The 18,457-nt window shown below is 67.3% G+C and carries 16 protein-coding genes and 2 pseudogenes; 8 read left to right on the plus strand and 10 right to left on the minus strand.

Annotated features, from left to right (window positions below):
• The first annotated feature begins 655 nt into the window (after positions 1-655).
• The 3 genes from CRP56_RS48995 to CRP56_RS46045 all read left to right on the plus strand — a co-directional run bounded on the left by CRP56_RS48995 (position 656) and on the right by CRP56_RS46045 (position 4,162).
• Positions 656-1,261, plus strand: coding sequence for a bacterial transcriptional activator domain-containing protein (locus CRP56_RS48995; protein ID WP_257042447.1), 606 nt, complete (start codon positions 656-658; stop codon positions 1,259-1,261).
• A 119-nt stretch (positions 1,262-1,380) separates the two neighbouring features.
• Complete coding sequence (locus CRP56_RS46040; RefSeq protein ID WP_257042448.1) at positions 1,381-3,240, plus strand: DUF2637 domain-containing protein; 1,860 nt, start codon at positions 1,381-1,383, stop codon at positions 3,238-3,240.
• Positions 3,241-3,328: 88 nt separating this feature from the next.
• Positions 3,329-4,162 (plus strand): leucine-rich repeat domain-containing protein, encoded by an 834-nt coding sequence (locus CRP56_RS46045; RefSeq protein ID WP_257042449.1) that lies wholly within the window; start codon positions 3,329-3,331, stop codon positions 4,160-4,162.
• 459 nt (positions 4,163-4,621) lie between these two features.
• Here CRP56_RS46045 and CRP56_RS46050 read toward each other — a convergent pair whose 3' ends face one another.
• Positions 4,622-4,891 (minus strand): ANTAR domain-containing protein, encoded by a 270-nt coding sequence (locus CRP56_RS46050; RefSeq protein ID WP_179851426.1) that lies wholly within the window; start codon positions 4,889-4,891, stop codon positions 4,622-4,624.
• Positions 4,892-5,383: 492 nt separating this feature from the next.
• Between CRP56_RS46050 and CRP56_RS47970 the strand changes: the two genes are divergently transcribed.
• On the plus strand, positions 5,384-5,821 hold the full coding sequence (locus tag CRP56_RS47970; RefSeq protein WP_179851427.1) for a hypothetical protein: 438 nt from the start codon (positions 5,384-5,386) through the stop codon (positions 5,819-5,821).
• A 44-nt stretch (positions 5,822-5,865) separates the two neighbouring features.
• Positions 5,866-6,623, plus strand: a pseudogene (locus CRP56_RS46060) (transposase family protein).
• Here the strand turns inward: CRP56_RS46060 and CRP56_RS46065 are convergent.
• Positions 6,615-7,028, minus strand: coding sequence for a hypothetical protein (locus CRP56_RS46065; protein WP_257042451.1), 414 nt, complete (start codon positions 7,026-7,028; stop codon positions 6,615-6,617). The pseudogene CRP56_RS46060 and the gene CRP56_RS46065 sit on opposite strands and share 9 nt — an antisense overlap.
• Positions 7,029-7,159: 131 nt before the next feature.
• Positions 7,160-7,909: pseudogene (locus tag CRP56_RS46070) on the minus strand (transposase family protein).
• A gap of 256 nt (positions 7,910-8,165) precedes the next feature.
• Between CRP56_RS46070 and CRP56_RS46075 the strand changes: the two are divergent.
• A complete protein-coding gene (locus CRP56_RS46075; RefSeq protein WP_097276203.1) occupies positions 8,166-8,621 on the plus strand; it encodes a hypothetical protein in 456 nt (151 codons plus the stop codon).
• Between the two features lie 54 nt (positions 8,622-8,675).
• Here CRP56_RS46075 and CRP56_RS49000 read toward each other — a convergent pair whose 3' ends face one another.
• On the minus strand, positions 8,676-10,217 hold the full coding sequence (locus CRP56_RS49000; protein ID WP_257042453.1) for a NucA/NucB deoxyribonuclease domain-containing protein: 1,542 nt from the start codon (positions 10,215-10,217) through the stop codon (positions 8,676-8,678).
• A 114-nt stretch (positions 10,218-10,331) separates the two neighbouring features.
• Positions 10,332-10,730 (minus strand): carbohydrate porin, encoded by a 399-nt coding sequence (locus tag CRP56_RS46085; protein ID WP_097276205.1) that lies wholly within the window; start codon positions 10,728-10,730, stop codon positions 10,332-10,334.
• 254 nt (positions 10,731-10,984) lie between these two features.
• On the opposite strand from CRP56_RS46085, the gene CRP56_RS46095 reads away from it, so the two are divergent.
• Together CRP56_RS46095 and CRP56_RS46100 are read left to right on the plus strand one after the other, a co-directional pair.
• Positions 10,985-11,734 carry an IS5/IS1182 family transposase gene (locus CRP56_RS46095; RefSeq protein ID WP_010351109.1) on the plus strand — a complete coding sequence of 250 codons (750 nt, stop codon included), beginning with the start codon at positions 10,985-10,987 and terminating at the stop codon, positions 11,732-11,734.
• A 526-nt stretch (positions 11,735-12,260) separates the two neighbouring features.
• Complete coding sequence (locus CRP56_RS46100) at positions 12,261-12,614, plus strand: cupin domain-containing protein (protein ID WP_097276207.1); 354 nt, start codon at positions 12,261-12,263, stop codon at positions 12,612-12,614.
• Between the two features lie 103 nt (positions 12,615-12,717).
• Here the strand turns inward: CRP56_RS46100 and CRP56_RS46105 are convergent, their stop codons facing one another.
• The 5 genes from CRP56_RS46105 to CRP56_RS46125 form a co-directional block, all read right to left on the minus strand.
• Positions 12,718-13,701 (minus strand): D-2-hydroxyacid dehydrogenase, encoded by a 984-nt coding sequence (locus CRP56_RS46105; RefSeq protein WP_097276209.1) that lies wholly within the window; start codon positions 13,699-13,701, stop codon positions 12,718-12,720.
• A 1-nt stretch (position 13,702) separates the two neighbouring features.
• The gene (locus CRP56_RS46110) at positions 13,703-15,154 is read right to left on the minus strand and encodes an NAD-dependent succinate-semialdehyde dehydrogenase (protein WP_097276212.1); all 1,452 of its coding nucleotides are present in this window, start codon (positions 15,152-15,154) and stop codon (positions 13,703-13,705) included.
• A gap of 41 nt (positions 15,155-15,195) precedes the next feature.
• On the minus strand, positions 15,196-16,476 hold the full coding sequence (locus CRP56_RS46115; RefSeq protein ID WP_097276214.1) for an NAD(P)/FAD-dependent oxidoreductase: 1,281 nt from the start codon (positions 16,474-16,476) through the stop codon (positions 15,196-15,198).
• A 260-nt stretch (positions 16,477-16,736) separates the two neighbouring features.
• On the minus strand, positions 16,737-17,504 hold the full coding sequence (locus CRP56_RS46120; RefSeq protein ID WP_097276216.1) for an amino acid ABC transporter ATP-binding protein: 768 nt from the start codon (positions 17,502-17,504) through the stop codon (positions 16,737-16,739).
• Positions 17,501-18,457 (minus strand): amino acid ABC transporter permease, encoded by a 957-nt coding sequence (locus CRP56_RS46125; protein ID WP_097276218.1) that lies wholly within the window; start codon positions 18,455-18,457, stop codon positions 17,501-17,503. The genes CRP56_RS46120 and CRP56_RS46125 overlap by 4 nt, the downstream gene beginning before the upstream one ends.

Genomic DNA, 18,457 nt, shown 5'->3' on the forward strand with positions numbered 1-18,457 from the left:
TGCAACGCCTCACCCCGGGCGCCTACCAGCAGATCACCACCGCACTCGAGTCCGCCGCCAGTGGCCCGTCCCGCACGCACGGCACTGGAGGGAGGCGTGCCGGCCGCCGTGAAAGATGCCGAACCCGACACTGGCCGGCACGCGCAGCACCCCGGCATTCCGGCGGCCAGCGCGTCTTTGCAGCGCAGTACGCCCGCCGCGTCAACAGCCCCCGCCCACGGCAACGCCGCCGTGAAAGATGCCGAACCCGACACTGGCCGGCACGCGCAGCACCCCGGCATTCCGGCGGCCAGCGCGTCTTTGCAGCGCAGTACGCCCGCCGCGTCAACAGCCCCGCCCACGGCAACGAGGATGTCTTTCCCGCGCTCCTCAGCGCGCTGCGTCCGGCAACAACCGATCCGGCACATGCGGCAGGGGCCCCGTCCGCAAGGAGGCCCTCGGCACAACAGGTCACTACCAGCCAAGGCGACGGCAGCGTCGCGCCACCGCAATCAGGTGCCGGCCGCAGCCGAGCCAGTAATGCGCCACAGATCCGAATTCTGGGGCCGGTCGAGGTCGACGGCGTCGACGCCAGCGGACACGGCCGCGCATCGCGCAACTCGCCGCCCTGATCTATTTCAAGCCCGGCCGCACCGCCGACGCTCTGTGCACCGACATGGACCCCGCCCACCCGTGGTCCGCCACCACCCTCAACGCCCGCATGCACGGCCTGCGCGCCGCCCTCGGCAACGACCCCACCGGCCAGCCCTACGTCCCCCGCCGCAAAAGCGGAGACGACCCCTACCACCTCGCGCCCACGATCACCTGCGACTGGACCCGCTTCCAACACCTCACCCAGCATCTACTCGCGAATGGAAGTTCCGGAGTCGTCGACGTCGAGCGGCTCGAGGCGGCACTCGCACTGGTTCGCGGTACGCCTTTCGACGGCAAACCCCTGCCCTGGGCCGAACCCCTGCTGCAGGAAATGACCACCGCCATCACGCACGTTGCCCACACCATCGCCACCCACCGCATGATCTCCGGCCCGCACCACGACCTCGACAGGGCGCGGCAGGCCATTGCCCGCGGCATCGACATCGACGAGAGCGCTGAAGTCCTCTACAGGGACTGGATGCTGGTCGAGCGCGCCGCAGGCAACCGCCACGGCGTCCAGACTGCAATCAGCCGCGCCCAGCACATCAACCGCGCACTCAACTCCCCGTTGGAGAAGGAGACCGAACAGCTCATCGCCACGCTCACCGGCACCGCCCGTCACACCTAGGCCACCCGCCCATGACCACCACATCCGCGCCTGCAGCCCTCCGGCAACCCGTCCACGGAGCCTCCACACCCCATGACCCAAAGGCGCCCCCCGGCTCGCGTCACGAGGGTGCCCAGGCATTGGCCGGCCCCAGACTCAGCGGCACCGCCACGCCCGCGGCACCCCGAGCCCACCGTCTTGTTATCGCCGCCATCAGCGCCGGGGCTTCGCTCATCGCCGCAATCGGCTTCACCGGCTCCTACGCCGCCGTGCGCGACCTCGCCGCAGCCAAAGGCTTCGGCACCTTCGCCTACCTCTTCCCTGTCGGTATCGATGCCGGCATCTGTGTCCTGCTCGCCCTCGACCTCCTGCTGGCCCGCCACCGCATCCCGCTGCCCCTGCTGCGGCACACCGCCTGGCTCCTCACCGCAGCGACCATCTCCTTCAACGCCGCCACCGCCTGGCCCGACCCCCTCGCCACCGGCATGCACGCCGTGACCCCCCTGCTGTTCATCACCACGATCGAAGCCGCCCGCCACGCCACCGGACGCCTCGCCCACATCACCGCCGACACCCACATGGACAGCATCCGCACCGCACGCTGGCTCCTCGCCCCCGCACGCACCTTCCTGCTGTGGCGGCGCATGAAACTCTGGGAACAACGCTCCTACACCCAAGCCCTCACCCTCGAACAACAACGCCTGCTCTACCAGGCCCGACTGAGGAGCCGATACGGACGCGGCTGGCGGCACAACGCCCCTATCGAAGCACGCCTCCCGCTCCGCCTGACCCGCTACGGCATCCCCCTCCCCCACCCCACACCAGCCCCACACCCCACAGCCCCCGACGACCCCACACCCCTCCCCCCGCGACCCACCACACCACCAGCATCCAGCCCGACAGACACACCCCACACCCACCCACACCCAGCCCACAGTGAAAACACCGAACCGCAGACCCCCGACACCAACCGCGCCCCCGCGTACCCCACCGCTGCCGACCACCCGTCGAACACGCCCGCCACTGGCCCCGGCCCGCGCCAACTCCGTGCTTTTTACGAGGCGTTGAACGATCGGACCGGCACCACGCGGGCCCCCGCACGCTGGGCCCGGTGGCAGCCGGACACCAGCCACACACCTCCAGCCGGCGGCCAGACGCCCTTCCGCGACCGCCCACACCCACCAGCCGAGATCCCCCGCGACAGCACCACAGCTCTCACCTCGCCAGCGGACACATCACAGCCCGGACAGGCGGCACAACCACAGGCACGCCAGCACACCAGCAGCGTCCCCGCGCATCCCCAGGAGCCCGTGCCTTCGGTCACCACCCTGCCCGCGACCGCACCACCCGACCACGGCCCCCGACCCAAGCCCACCCATCGGTCCCCCAGCAGCACGCCGGAACAACCCGCGGCCCCAGCCCCCTCCCGGCAACCGCTCGCACCGTCCCCCCAGACAGCACCCTCAACGCACAGCACGGTCCACAGCCACAGCACCCTGGCGCCAGCACCCCCACCCCGCACGTCAGCCGACGGCTCCTCCCCTACCGCCCCCAAAGAACACCACCGCCCTCATGCCGGCGACCGCAGCAACTCCCCGCGCCGAACAGCCGCAAACAGCCGACTGCCCCTGACCGACCGCTACTACCTGGAATGGATGAACTACCAGGCCGAACACGGCGCCGAACCCACCCCCGAACAACTCTCCACACACCTCGCCGCCCAAGGATTCCTCGGCCGGGGCGACAAACCCATCACCCCGTCCAACCTCCGCCGACACCTCCTCAACTGGCGCATCTACAACCTCTGGACGGCCCACCACACAGCCAGCACCCCACCCGCCCCGCACGATGTCGCCCAGCAATGCGCCACCCACCACATCACCGGCCAATACAACCGCCCCATCACCCCCCAATACATCACCCAACACACCCCGGAATTCGAACGACGCCGACACGCCCTCACCCACCACGAGAACCCCGACACGGATCGCGCCCAGTGACCTGATCCGGCCGCACACAACCCCAGAACACGCACATGTCCGCTCATCCATCCGAGTGGGGATATTCAACGAGCGGGCTGGAGTTCGGATGGTGCCGTACCCGGCGCCGCGTCCCAATCGTTGCGCCATGACGGACGAACAACTCCCTGCGAGGGTCTTCCCCAACCGCTTTCCCGAGGCGATGAACTCCCGGCCTGGGGTGCCGCAGGACCGCTGCCAGTGCATCAACCAGGTCCGGGTGAGTGCCCCCGGAGCCGCCACGGCCTTCCACCGCGAGATCCAGGACACTAATGCTCCGGGCTGGCTCCGATTGCTGGAACTGATCGAAGAGGCGGCGACCGACGGGCGGGAGGAATTCCGCCCGCTGCCGGAGCTGAGCCCGGAGCAGCGGCGGCAGATCGTGACCCTGCCGGCCTCGATCGGACGGCTGACGGCGGTGCGGACCCTGATGTTGTACGGGAGCAACCTGGTGCGAATGCCTCCGGAGATCGGCGACATGACGAACCTGGAGGAGTTCAGTCCGTACACGTCGGGACGGCTGCACTGGTTCCCGTACGAAATCACGCGGTGCGCTCGGCTGGTGAACAGCACAGTGAGCACACGCTCGGTCTACGGCAACTACAAGTACCGGCCACCGTTCCCACGGCTCCAGCCGCCCGGCGATACGGTCCTGGATCTTGACGGCCTGGATCCCTCCCGCTGGGGCACCACCACGGCTCGCACTTGCAGTGTCTGTACCGGGCCGATCGCGGCAACTGGTCCGCGCCAGGCTTGGCTCTCCAAGGTGGTGGCGACCTATGTCCTGCCGCTTCTGGTCAACGCCTGCTCCCAGGCGTGCCTCGACGCTCTGCCACCAGGAGCGAAGGGCTACATCCCTACACCGCATCGGGGCGGCACGGTCGAACAGCCTGCGCCGCGTTGAGCGTCGCGATCCGGAGCACGGGGCGGTCCGCTTGCCACCGAACGGGGTGGGGGAGGAGATTCGCTGAGCAGCTGTGGGCTACTGCCGAGCAAGGGGTGACCGTTTTCAACGGAGCCCTATCAGCGCCGGGTCGGCAAGCTGAGTGCGCAGCGGCGCGGCGAGCTGGCCGCCGCCTGCGGGTCGTCACCCGCGCTACCAGTCTCAGCGCGGAGCAGCTGCTCGCCCATTCGCTGGTCAGGTCCGGCTGAACGACGACGGCACCCTCACCGTCGGCTCCTTTACCTCGCGGTCAGCCGCACACGTTCTTGGCGGGCATCCTGATGTCCACCGCATTGATCGGCAAGCGGCAGGTGTGCCGGGTTCGGCCAGGCGATGGGCGGGGAGGTCCGCTTGGACCTCCCCAGGCTTGGGCCGCCCTCCCCCACCAGGCTCGGTCCGCCTGCCCGGACGGGGCGCTGGTCATGTCTGGCGGGGCTGCCCTCCACGCACGGCCGCCGTCACATGCTCCTGCAACGCCTGCGGCATCGGCTTCCCGGACGTAGCCGAGGTGATCGCCCCGGCTACGTCCTCCACCGCGACAGTGGCATCCCAGGCAGCCGTCAGCAGGATCTCCATGGCCTCGTGCGGAGTGCAGGCGCAGCCTGCGATCAGCACACCGCAAGCCATGTCGATCACCGGTCGGCTCTCCATCGCGTGCTTCAGCTGGTCCCGCTCCCGCTGCAACTCCACTGCACCAGCCTGGGGAAGGCTGTCATCACCCGCGCTCTGCATGGCGCGACCGCGTGGTCCATCTGCGGCCCCACGCTCATGACGGGCTGTGTTCTGAGGTCGCATATCCGACGCCTGCCCCGCCCCCTGCCAGCACACACGCATGCGGCACAGCTGCCCTCATCGAACGAGCGCCCGCGTGCGGCGCAGGGCGGACCGGGACTGCCTCCCGCGTGAAGGGGGAGCCGCGCAGTCCCGGCCCTTGTTCCCGCAGTCGGTTCGCGTCTGGGCCAGCGTGCGCTCGCTCCGCGGCCGCAAGGACAGACCACCACCGGGCCCCCACCGTGGCGGGCACGGGTTTCCCTGCGGTCGCCGTCATCCGCCGACAGAGGGCGGCGACCTCACCCACACTGTCCCAGCCAGGCGGCACCCGCCTCTTGACCATGTCGTGAAGAAAAGGTGTGCTCGCCGTGAAGTCCGTGCGTGTGCTCCCTGAGGAAGGCCCCATACGTCATGCACACCGCGCTCCAGAGGCCGGCCGCCGGCGAGCCGTTCGGGATCGAGGCGCAGCCGCCCGGAGGCGACGAGCCGGGACCGCCCCTCACCGGCTGGCTTCGCCCGCACCTCCAGATCACCCTCCGGGTACCACCAGTCTTCACGGTCACGGTCCTTGACGAGGAAGTCGCCAACTCGCGTTGGTTCTACATGGGACGACCACCAGGAGGGATGTTTCGTCTGGTCGATGAAGCCTTCCTGGCCGTCAACCTCTGCCATGACACCGACCATGCTTACGCCCGTGACCACGGCGTCAAGCTCTTGCTCGTTCCTGATCACTGTGAGGTTGAGCTTGAATCGCGGAGCCGTCAGGATCCCGATGCAGTGAGCCTATTCCAAGCTGACGGCGTTGACCCCGAGTTGGACGGTCCTGCGCAACGCCGAAGCTCCTGGTAGATGGGTCCTCGACCAAGATCACCCGTGTCCGCCAGGAGCTTCGCGTGCTTGTTTACCCGTCGTCAATAGATCTGTCCAGCCGCACGCTGCGGTTCCTGACCGGGCAACTGACAGCCAGGCGGAGGGAGATCGGCACGCGGTGGCGGCGGCTTCCCGCAGCGCGACAGGCTCTGCTGGCCCTGGCCCACCTGCGGTGCGGTGACACCTACGCACAGCTCGCGGCCGGTTTCGGCATCGGGATAGCGACCGCCTTCCGCTACATACGCGAGGCCGTCGACATCCTGGCCACCCTCGCCCCGTCCCTGGCCGAGGCGATGAATGCAATCCGGGCGAAGGCGTTCGTCATCCTCGACGGCACCCTGCTGCCGATCGACCGGATTGCCGCCGACACCCCGTACTACTCCGGGAAACACAAGCGCCACGGCATGAACATCCAGGTCCTCACCGACCCGTTCGGACGACTGCTCTGGCCTCGCCCGCGCTGCCCGGCTCCACTCACGACCTCACCGCCGCGCGACAGCACGGGATCATCGAAGCCCTCGCTGAAGCGGGACTCAAATGCTGGGCTGACAAGGCGTATCAAGGTGCCGGCGGAACCGTCCGAGTCCCGTTTCGGGGCCGCCGTCTCAAGCGATGGAAGCGCCGCCACAACACCACCCACGCCAAGATCCGCTGCCTCGGCGAGCAGGCCATGGCCACCCTCAAGGGCTGGCGGCTCCTGCGGAAGCTCCGCTGCAGCACCAACCACATCACCGACGTGGTGAAGGCCGTCCTCGTCCTTCACCACCACGCGTCAGCCTGAGGTTGGAAAGAGCTCAGTAACCCAGTCAGCGGCCCGCGCAAGAATCGGGCCGACCACTTCCTCGGCACCGGAGATGTAGGTGACCCAGCGAAGTTCGTCGCAGGCGAAGAAGGACTCACCCCATGTGTCCACCCAGATGCGCGCCTCGCGTTCGCCGGACTGCGTCAGATCCCACCAAGCCCAGCCCCGGAACTCGGATTCGGGGTCGAATTGGTACAGCCATTCCTGAGGTCTCCAGGGGCCTGCGCCGACTGCGGCCGTGTAACGCTCCACACCCCGTCTCACATGTTCGGGCGTTGACGCCGAGATTCCTTGGGCGGCGGTGAACCAATCGGGGAGCGTGTCGACGGGTAGGTCCCCCTCGAATGGAATTGAGACCGCAAGCTCGAGGGCGGGACCCAGCACGGATCGCAGTCTCGTGTCGAACTCTGAGACAGGGCAGTTCGTACGTACATCGAAGGCGGACAGAACGGGCGGCGCCTCTTCGGATGACGGTCTACGCGACAGCCGGCGCTTCTCCTGTTCAATGAGCTTCTTCAGCGTTGCAGCTCAAGGGTGAGGACGGCCTTGGCGATTGACGTCATGCGGTTGGGGCTGCAACGGGACCTGCGGAAGATGCGCCAGGACTTCAGGCGGGCGACGCCGCGTTCGACAGGTGCGCGTGCTGCGGCCAGGGCGCGGTTGCGGGTCTTGTCGGTGGGGGTCAGTTCCTGCAGGGGCTTGCGTTTGATGCCCGTGGTCAGCCACTAACCGGCGCCCTGGTAGGCGAGATCGGCCAGGATGGGGACGCCCTGGCGCTCGCAGATCCGGATGATCCGGTGGGTGCGGGCGGCGGTCAGGTCGTGGGTGCGGCCCGGCAGGGCGGGAGAGAGCCACAGCAGCTGGCCGTAGGGGTCGGTGACGATCTGCACGTTCACGCCGTGGCGTCGGTGTTTGTGGGAGTAGTCGGCCCGGCCGTCGCCGACCCGGTCGCATTCGGCGAGAGTGCCGTCGAGCAGGACGAAGTCGGGTTCGTGGTCGCGCAGCGTCTTGAGCAGGCCCGGTGCACGGGCGGCAAGAAGGTCGATGACCGCTCTGGTGTAGGCATGGGCGGTGGACTCGCTGATCCCGAACCCGGCGGCAATCTTCGCCAGAGTGGTGTGTTCGCGCAGGTACACCAGTGCCACCATCGCCCGCTGAGACGGACGGAGCTTGCAACGCCGGTCGCCCTCACGGGTGACAATCAGCATGGTGACCCACTCCACGAGCGCATGCGGCAGGTCGAGTGCGGCAGGATGGACGACCAACGAGGCCCCCGAGCAACGTGACTGAGACGTCAGACATCTCGATCAACAGCCCGGAGGCCTCGCTCGTTGCGCTTCACGGACCATCACCTGTTCGGTGGCCAACTCGAAGAAGCTCAGTGATCACTAATCGGACGGATGCGTCCGATCAACTGGCCAACCCATCAAAGAGGCACGCGCTAGAGACGGAAGATCGGCAATCATGTTGGCACCGTGCTGTTGGACCGCGGGTGGCGTTCGTCCGAGGTGAGGAGTTGATGTGCCGAACTTGATCAGTCGGCAGGAGGTGGCCGTTGAGGTCGACTACGGCGGCTGGGCCTTGCAGGACTGGGACGACACGCAAGTTCCTGTTCTCTTCCCCGGCGGATTCGAACGAGGCGCCCTTCTCACTGCCCGTCCAGGGCGACTGGACTTCACCAGCGCTGGGCATACACATACAGCCGGCCTGACGGTGGAGGTGTGGGATGCGGAGCCAGCCGTCCCTTCCGGTGAGTGGGAGGAGACAGCCGAGGCGAGCATCCACTGCTCATCGGGCAAACTGCGTGCTCGAGGCATGGCTGGCGGCCCGATGCCCGGCAGTATCGAGTTGGCGGACGGACCGGGCACATGGAGGGTTCGCGTCGTGAGCTCGGGACGCCGCGAGGTTGCTGAGCTCGCCGCCCGCGGCGTGCCCGAAGGAGTGGAGCAGTACGTCACGCAGTTCTGGCAGGTGTAGAGGTGCGGGCCGAACGCCTGGTCGCGTCCGGCCCGCAGCATGTCTGCTCGGACGTCAGGTGATCTTGACGAGGAATCCGTCGTCCGGCCCGTCGATCAGCCTGTTCAGGTCGTAGAACTGGGCCAGAAGCGTACCGGCAGCCTCGTTGCTCTTGCCATCGATGGCTTGCACGCTGAAGTTACTACGCGCCTGGAGGGGGTCGTAGTCTGAGCCGGCGCTTCCCTGGTACGTCGTGGCGAAGGGGAATTCATCGCACTGCTTGCCGCCGTCGGCATAGTTCGGGCCGTAGAACTTGACGCAGTTCCACACAGCACGGTTTCGGTTCTTCTTCCTGCGCTCGGTGTCAAGGTAGAGCCGCGTGAGAGGCTCATCCGCGACCTGGCCAGCCAGTTTCTTGGTGGCCAGCGGCGGCAGGGTGAGCTGCGGTGTGGCATAAGCCTTCTGGATATGAAGGGCCACTTCGCGTTCCGGCGCACTGGGAGCGGTGCTGTATTTCAGTGTAGGAAGCACACTGAACGCCGCTGCACCTCCAGAGGTGGACGCGGGCAGGTAGTCGGCCTCGTCCCAGCGCGGCGGAAGCAGGAAAATGTTGCCGCCAGTGAAGGGTTGTGAACCCCAGCCAGGCGGTGCCACCAGCTTGATGTTGGGCTGGTAGATGGCTGAGATCACGCGTGCGGAGCCGTGCTGGCCAGCCTGTCCGGACAACGCAGTGATGGTGTGCGTCAGGGTGATCCCGCTTATCAATTCGGCCCACGTCTTGGTCGCGGGCAGATTGCCGCCCCGAAGGATTGCTGCTGTAGAAGGCCAGGTCTGCGGGATGGAGGCGCTGGTGGTGATTCCCATCCCCGAGGCACCGTTGATCCCCGATGCAGTGAAGTCTGTGTAGTGATACGTCGCGGTCATGTCGCGGCTGTTCTTCGGGATGGTCCCGATGACCACGACATCGAAGTGACTCTCCCCAACGGCCTCGCCATTCCGGAGCCACACCTGCCCGAACTGATGGCCAGAGCAGACGGCGTACCGGGACTTGACGTAGAACTGAGTGGTGCCGAGCTCCCGGACACACTCAGCCAACGTCATGGTGTGCGCAGGCTCCGGCAGCGTAATAACTGCGGCGCCAACCCCGTCTGCCTGTGACGCTGTCTCGCTGGGTGCTGATGGCTGCGCTGATTGCTTCGCGGCGTGAGGCGCCGCCGCCCTTGCCGGGCCAGTGACTTCGTGCGGCAGTACAGCCGAGAGAGCGTCTTGGGTCTGCATTTCCTGCAGGCGCGCGATCCCGTTCGGGCCCTCAAAGTCAGCCATGGTCAGCGGCTTTGCATTGAGTGGCTGAGCGTAGCTCACCATGGTCAGAGAATCCGCCGTCTCCTCGGCGTGCGCAGCGCCCACCGGGGCCATCAGCACGACCAGCATCGCGGTGACGACGGATCTCTCTGTTTTTCTTCGCGTGTTCGTCGAAGCTCGCTTGAACAAGCCTTCCCCCCAGCTTAGTTGATCTATCGTTGTGATCATCACATTTACTGCGTGCAGCTGCTGCAGTCCAAGGGGCTCGCTTGTTTTGGCTTGATCGACTCCTCTATTGGCCAAGTCGATGATCACGGACGCTGCTCAACAAGCAGCGCAACAACGCGGAGGGGTGTATCGAGCGCCTGACGGGAAACGCAGCCTCCCAACGAACCAACGCACTGGTGATCGCCGCTTCAAGTGCCAGGCTCAGAAGCTGGAGACGATGTTGCCTGCCAAGCCGACCAGGACGCCGACGCCGAGAACGATCGGCCCCCGGTAACTCCTCCACCAGGCCTGCTCGCCGCCTCTGACGTAATCCCTCAGTCCTTCGATCCGGTCGCCGATCGTCTTCTCGACGGCAGCGAGTCCGCCGCGGAAGTCATTGCGGAGGACTTTGCTCAACTGCTGTTCACGCCGGTCAAGTTCATCTGGCAGCCGATCGCGCCATTCCTCCAACGCTGCGAGGCGCTGTTCGACCGTCTGAGTCCCTGCAGTGGCACCAACGGCGAGTGTCGTCACTGCTGCCAGGCCAGCCGCCGCGTACACGGTGTGAGGGCGACTCATGTAGGTCGCCAGGCTCCGTGGGGCTGCACGGATGTCGAACACGGTCCATACGATGCCCCAGATCTCCAGTGCGGCGGCAATGACGGCAAGGATAGGGCGGCGTTCATGGTGAGAGCGTAGCGAGCGCGAGGTGCCAAACGCCGTGGCCAGTGAGCCCTTTCAGAGTGGCCACTGAGCCGTTTCAGAGTGGCCACTGAGTGACCCAGGCCGAGTCGGGATGAGGACCGCAACGCACAAGGCTCCCGCGCCGTTGAGGGAGGTGTTCGAAGTCTCAACCCATCGGCACAGGAGCCCTGTTGGTTCCCCATCCTGCCGCACTCGACCTGCCGCACGCTCTGGTCGAGTGGGTATCCATGCTCATCGTCACCCGTGAGGGTGACCGACGCTGCAAGCTGCCGCCTCACCAGCGTGCCCTCGTGGGCCTGGTCTATCTTCGCCGCCACGACACGCTCGCGCAGATCGCGGCCGGCTTCGGTATATCCGTCGGCACCGCCCACGCCTACGTCAAGGCCGTCGTCCAACACCTGTCCGGCCGGGCTCCCGGACTGCTGCGGGTCCTGCGCGAGACCGATCCCGACCATGTCCTACTCGACGGAACCCTCGCCGAGTGCGACCGCGTCGGCGACAGCCGGGCCGACTTCTCACAGAAGCACCGCCGCCACGGCGTGAACGTGCAGGTCGTGACCGATCCCACCGGCAACCTGCTGTGGATCTCGCCGGCGCTGCCCGGCCGCACCCACGACCTGACCGCGGCCCGCACCCACCGCATCATCCGGATCTGCGAACGCCAGGGCGTTCCGATCCTCGCCGACCGCGCCTACATCGGCGCCGGCCCCTGGGTGACCACACCGATCAGACGGCTCCCGAACCGGGACCTCACCACGACCCAGCAGACGATCAACCGGGCGCTGTCAGCGGCACGGGCACCGGTCGAACGGAGCATCGCGAGGCTGAAGTCCTGGCGCATTTTCCGCCGGGCCCGCTGCAGCCCCAACCGCATGACCGCCATCGCCGCAGCCATCCTCACCCTGGAGCGTCAACGCTGAAAAGGCTCAATGTCTTCGATTTCATGAAACATCTGCGCTTCTCCGTCACCTTTCCTGGACTACCCTGCCCGGGTACTTTGCCACTTCTTCGGACCGACGCCGTCTCGCCGCTTACACGTGGTGCACCGAGGGACGGGCTGATGCACGCAGACCCGTCCATGCCGCTGGATGCGCCCGCGGCGACCGATCCGCTCCTGGCCATGAATGCCCCTCTGGCCTCCCGCCTGACACAACGTCCGAACATCGTGCCCACGACGGACAGATCACACGTGAGCTCCGTGCGCAGCGTCAGAAATACTCGATGGGCCGGGGCAGTCGCACGTTCCACACCGCTGGTGCAGGCCGCCGCCCAGCAGGTCGCCTTCGATGCCGATCGTCCGGCACTTCATGTCGGAGTCAAAACCCGTGGCGGCAGCCATCAGGCCCTGCTCCGAGACGTGCGACGAGCTGGTCGAACTCGGCCCGGTGACGCCTGGTACGTCCGCTCCCGATTTTCGTCGTTGTTCCATCCAGTAGAGGAAAAGAAATGTCACTCCTGAAGACCATCGATCCCACCCCCTCCTTCGCGCCCCAGGAGTCCGGCCCGCTGCCGGAGCGCCTGATTTCCGGCAACCCGACTTACAAGACCTGGGCCCAGGACGCCGCCCGCGGAGAAACGATCAAAACGGGCGTCTGGGAAGCCACGCCCGGCGAGACGCACTCGATCAAGGGCGAGCTCTTCGAGTTCTGCCACATCCTTTCCGGCGTCATCGAACTCACACCGAAAGGCGGCGAGCCGGTGGTCTACAAGGCAGGCGACAGCTTCGTCATGAAGCCGGGCTACGTCGGTGTCTGGAAGACCATCGAAACCGTGCGCAAGATCTACCTGACCGTTTCATAAAACCCGGCTCAGCGAAGCAGTACGGGGTGATGGGACCGGGCGGCTGCCGCCCGGTCCCATCCATGCTGCTCGGCGTCCGTGTCCAGCCAGGTGCTGCTCGCCTTCAGGCTGGGCGCGTGTCGTCGACCACGTATCCGCGCCGCTTGTCCACCACGTTGCGCAGCGGTCGGCCCTCGAGGTTGCGGGCGAAGTTGTCGAAGAACACCTCGATGAGCGCCTCCCGCTCGCTGGTGGTCTCGCCCGCCGTGTGCGGGGAGATGATCACGCCGGGCATGCCCCACAGTGGTGATTCGGCAGGCAGCGGTTCTTGAGCGAATACGTCCAGGGCTGCGCCGGCGAGCCGTCCGGCGGCGAGGTGGTCGACCAGCGCCTCCTCGTCGACGAGTCCGCCCCGGCCTACGTTGATCAGCCGCGCCCCCGGCTTCATGGCGGCGAGCACGGGAGCGTCGACCATGCCCCGGGTGCCCTGGGTGAGGGGGGCTGCCAGGACGACGTAGTCCGCTTCCGTCAGGGCGGAGCGCAGGGTCGTCGCGCCGTGAACAGTGCCGAAGTCGGGATCGTCTGTGCGGGACTTGCGGCCCGCACCGCTCACCCGCATCCCGACGGCGCGCAGCAGCCGGGCGATGGCCCGGCCGATCGGCCCCGTCCCCCAGACCAGCACAGTGCGTCCGGTGATGTCGTCACTGGGGCGCGGACGCCACTCGCGGCGCCGCTGGTGCTCCCAGGTGCCGGGGAAGTCCTTGGCGAGGGCGAGGATCAGGCCCAGGACGTACTCGGCGGTCGGCTGCTCGTAGACGCCGCGGGCGTTGGTCAGGACAACGTGCGGATCGTCCACCAGGGCGGGGAACAGGAAGGAGTCCACGCCCGCGGAGGACGCGTGGACCCAGTGGGGCGCCTTCTGCGGATCGTCGGGCCACGACTCCCCGATGGCCGGGGTGATGTTCACCCAGGCCAGGAGGATGTCGGCGCCGGGGAGGAGGTAGGGCAGTTCCTCCTCGGTGGCGTAGACGGTGTCCGCGAGGCTTTCGATGCGGTCGGTGGCGGGGGGCCGGTTGCCGCGGTAGAGGACGACGAGTCGCTCGCGCATGTCAGACTCCGACGGGGACGGCCATGTACTTGTACTCCAGGAACTCGTCGATGCCGACGAGTCCGCCTTCGCGGCCAAGGCCGGACTGCTTGACGCCGCCGAAAGGCGCGGCGGGGTTGGAGACCAGTCCGGTGTTGATGCCGATCATGCCGCTTTCGAGACGTTCGGCGACACGCAGGGCACGGTCGAGGTTCTGGGTGAACAGGTAGGCGGCCAGACCGAATTCGGTGTCGTTCGCGGCGGCGACGGCCTCGTCCTCGGTCTCGAAGGTGCGGATCGCGGCGACAGGGCCGAAGATCTCGGAGTCGATGATCGCGGCGTCGGGGGCGATACCGGTGAGGACAGTGGGCGGGTAGAAGCAGCCCGGCCCTTCGGGGAGTTCACCGCCGGTCAGGGCGGTGGCACCGCGCTTGACGGCGTCCTGCACCAGGTCGTGGGCTTTGCTGCGGCCGGCTGCGTCGATGAGGGGGCCGACGTCGGTGCCGGGTTCAGTGCCGGGCCCGACGGTGAGTGCGGCCATACGCGCGGTGAGGCGCTGGGCGAACTCGTCGGCGACGGAGGTATGGACGAAGATGCGGTTGGCCGCACAGCAGGACTCGCCCATGTTGCGCATCTTGGCGACCATGGTGCCCTCGACGGCCACATCGAGGTCGGCATCGTCGAAGACGATGAGGGGGGCGTTGCCGCCCAGTTCCATGGAGGTGCGGATGACAGTGTCGGCGCACTGGGCCAGCAAGATCCGCCCGACCTGGGTGGAGCCGGTGAAGGAGAGCTTGCGGATCTTCCCGCCGCGAAGGAGGGGTTCGACGACGCCGGCGGCGTCGGAGGTGGTGACGATGTTCAGCACCCCGGCCGGCAGGCCCGCTTCGGTGAGGATCTCCGCCAGTGCGAGGGTGGTCAGGGGGGTCTGGGGGGCGGGTTTGAGGACGATGGTGCAGCCGGCGGCGATGGCGGGGCCGATCTTGCGGGTGCCCATCGCCAGGGGGAAGTTCCAGGGGGTGATGAGCAGGCAGGGGCCGACGGGCTGACGGGCGACCAGCAGACGGTTCCTGCCGTCGGGGGCGGTCATCATGCCGCCGTCGATGCGGACGGCCTCCTCGGAGAACCAGCGGAAGAACTCGGCGCCGTACGCCACTTCGGCACGGGCCTCGGCCAGGGGCTTGCCCATCTCCAGGGTCATCAGCAGCGCGAGGTCCTCGGTGCGCGCGATGATGATGTCGTAGGCGCGGCGCAGGATCTCGCTGCGCACGCGCGGCGGGGTGGCGGCCCAGGCGGCCTGCGCGGCGACCGCAGCCTCGACCGCACGCCGGCCGTCGGCGGGTGAGGCGTCGGCGACCTGACACAGTTCCTCGTCGGTGGCCGGGTTGTCGACGGAAAGGGTCCGGCCGGACTCGGCGTCCTGCCAGGCACCGCCGATGAACAGCTGCTTGGGAACATCACGGACGACAGTCATCGTGGGTATCTCCTTGTTCGTGTAGAGGGGCTGCCGACCGGTCAGCGGATGCGGTCAAGCGTCTTGTAGTAGGCGCCCGCGAAGGGCAGGAACCAGGCGGTGCCGTTGTAGAGGGGGATGCGCGGCGGGGCGAGGTCGCGGACGGGGCTGACCTCGGGGTGGCCGTCCATCACCTCGGCCATGACGTGCCCCATGTGCGTGGCCATCTGCACGCCGTGGCCGGCGTACCCCATGGAGTAGTGGACGCCGTCCTCGGTCTGCCCGGCGTGCACGATGCGGTCCATGGCGAAGCCGACGGAGCCGCCCCACACGTACTCGATCCTGGTGCGGGAGAGCTGGGGGAAGATCTCGCACATCTCACGGAACAGGACGGCCCCGCTCTTCTTGTCCGAGGTGGGGTCGGACGGTGCGAAGCGGGCGCGGCCGCCGAACAGCAGCCGGTTGTCCGGGGTGAGCCGGAAGTAGTGGCAGACCTGGTTGGAGTCGACGATGAGGCGGGCCTTGGGGATGATGTCCCGGGCGAGTTCCTCGCCGAGCGGCTCGGTGACGATGATGAAGCTGCCCACGCAGACCTGCTGGCGGCGCAGCCACGGGAAGTTCTTGTCGGTGTAGGCGTCGGTGGCCATCATGACCTGCCCGGCACGGATGACACCGCGCTCGGTGCTGACCTCGAACCGGCCGGCGGCGGTACGGCGCACGCCGATGGCCGCGTTGCGCTCATGGATCTCGACACCGGTGCGTTCGCATGCCTCGGCCATACCGCGCACGAAGCGGCCGACGTGCAGTGCGGCGCTGAACGGGTCGAGCAGGCCGCCGTGGTAGGCGTCGGAGCCGATCTCGGAACGCAGTTCGGCCTTGCCGATCAGAGTGGTCTCGTGTCCGAAGTGCTTGGCCAGGAGGCGCTGTTGTGCCTTCTTGCTCTCGAAGTGGGCGGGGCGGGACGCGACACCCAGGCGTCCGACTCGGCGGAACTGGCAGTCGATGGACTCCTCGTTCACGAGCCGCTCGACGGTGTCCACGGCCTCGCCGTAGGAGTTGTAGATCTCGCGGGCCCGTTCGAGTCCGTACCGGCGGATGGCCTGGCCCACACCGATGGTGAAGCCCAGGTTGGCCATGCCGCCATTGCGGGCGGAGGCGCCGGAGCCGATCTGACCCTTTTCGACGAGGGTGACGCGGGCGCCCTTGCGGGCGGAGTGCAGGGCGGTGGACAGACCCGTCAGGCCGGCGCCAATGACCACCAGGTCGGTGTCCTCGGTCAGCGGCTTGCCGGATCGGTCGGGAAACGCCCCGGCGGTTTCTATCCAGTAGGGAATCGTCTTCATGTCGGGTCCTTAGCGGGGAGTTTCGAAAAGGGCGCGGCCGGGCGGCACCAAGGGCCCGGACGACGGCGATGTCAGTTGCGAAGGCGAGGACGCCAGGGCGATGAGGACCGTGCTGACGGCTGTGACGGTCGGGGCGACGTCGAGACGGCGGGTGTTGGAGACCAGGGACCGGCAGGGCGCGGGTCTCACGTTCACCGCAGTCGGTCAACGGCTCCTCCAGCCTCGCTGCCGCAGCCGCCGCCACCTGTCGGTGCCACTGCCTACAGCACTCTTTCGAGGAAGGCTTGGGTGCGTTTCTCACGGGGGTTGGCCAGGACTTCGCGGGCGTCGCCGCGTTCGACGGCGATGCCTTCGTCCATGAAGAGCACTTCGTCGGCGACCTCGCGGGCAAAGCCCATCTCGTGGGTGACGAGCAGCATGGTCATTCCGTTGCCGGCGAGGTCGCGCATGACGGCGAGTACTTCGCCCACGCGCTCGGGGTCCAGGGCGCTGGTGGGTTCGTCGAACAGCATGATGGTGGGTTCCATCGCCAGCGCGCGGGCGATGGCCACGCGCTGCTGCTGACCGCCGGAGAGTTGGGCGGGGTACTTGCGGCCACAGCCCTTGAGGCCGACCTTGGCCAGCAGCTCTTGTGCCTGCTCCCGGCAGGTGGCGCGGTCCTTCTTCTGCACCAGTACCGGTCCGGACATGACATTGCTTTCGGCGGTCATGTTCGGGAAGAGGTTGAACTGCTGGAACACCATGCCGATGCGGGCGCGCTGCTCGGCCAGCCGCTTGGGGCGCACGGCGTGGTAGGCGTCGTCCTTCTCGACGTAGCCGAAGTCCTCTCCGTTGACCTTAAGGACTCCGCGGTCGACGGTCTCCAGCCCGTTGATGCACCGAAGGAGGGTTGATTTGCCCGAGCCGCTCGGTCCGATGATGCAGGAGATCTCCCCGGCCGCGACGGTCAGGTCGATGTCGTGCAGGACCTGGTGACGTCCGAAGCTCTTGCACAGCTTGCGTGCGACGATCGTTCCGTCGGCGTTCACAGCAGGGACTCCCTCGTGGTGGGAACTGGCTGGCCCGCCCCCGGCTCGGCCGGCGTGGCGGCCGGGGTCAGCCGTGCCCGGGTGGAGCGGGAGAAACGGCGCTCGATCATGGACTGCGGCACGCTCAGCACCAGCGTCATGATCAGGTACCAGAGGCTGGCCACGATCAGCAGCGGAATCGTCTGGTAGTTGCGGGCGTAGATCGACTGGGCGCTCTGCAGCAGATCGGCGACGCCGAGCACGCTCACCAGCGAGGTCTCCTTGAGCATGCCGATCACCTGGTTGCCGGTGGCAGGGATGATCGCCGGCATCGTCTGCGGGATGATCACATGCCGCAGCTTGGTGAACCCGGACATGCCCAGGGACTCCGCGGCCTCGTGCTGTCCGCGGCTGACCGAGGCGAACCCTCCGCGGATGATCTCGGACATGTAGGCGGCTTGGTTGAGCGTCAGGCCCACGATGGCGGCGGTCATCGGCGTCATGATCGCGTTCACGTTCACCGGCGTGGAGATGCTGGTGAACGGGATACCGATCGAGAGGTTCGGGTACAGCGCCGCGATGTTGAACCAGAAGACCAGCTGCACGAGCACCGGGGTGCCACGGAAGAAGGTGATGTAGAGCTGGGCCAGCCCGGAGACGGGCCGCTGGTGCGACATGCGCATCACCGCCAGCACCAGCCCCAGCAGCGTGCCCAGACCCATGCTCGCCACGGTCAGGAGCAGCGTGACCAGCAGGCCGTTGAGGATGGTCTGCGTGGTGAAGTAGCTGAACACCACCGGCCAGCGATAGTTCTCGTTCGTCACCGCGGTCCACACCAGACCGGCGACGATCGCGATGGCCACGGCCCAGGCCACGTAGTCGCGCGGACGCTTCGGCGTGATCCGCTTCTTCTCTTCGGCCCGTAGTTGTGGCACCGGTCCGCTCCTGGTCGTCGTGGTCTCGATCACGTCCAT

It is taken from the genome of Streptomyces sp. TLI_55 (assembly GCF_900206255.1).
GTDB classification, from domain to species: domain Bacteria; phylum Actinomycetota; class Actinomycetes; order Streptomycetales; family Streptomycetaceae; genus Streptomyces; species Streptomyces aquilus.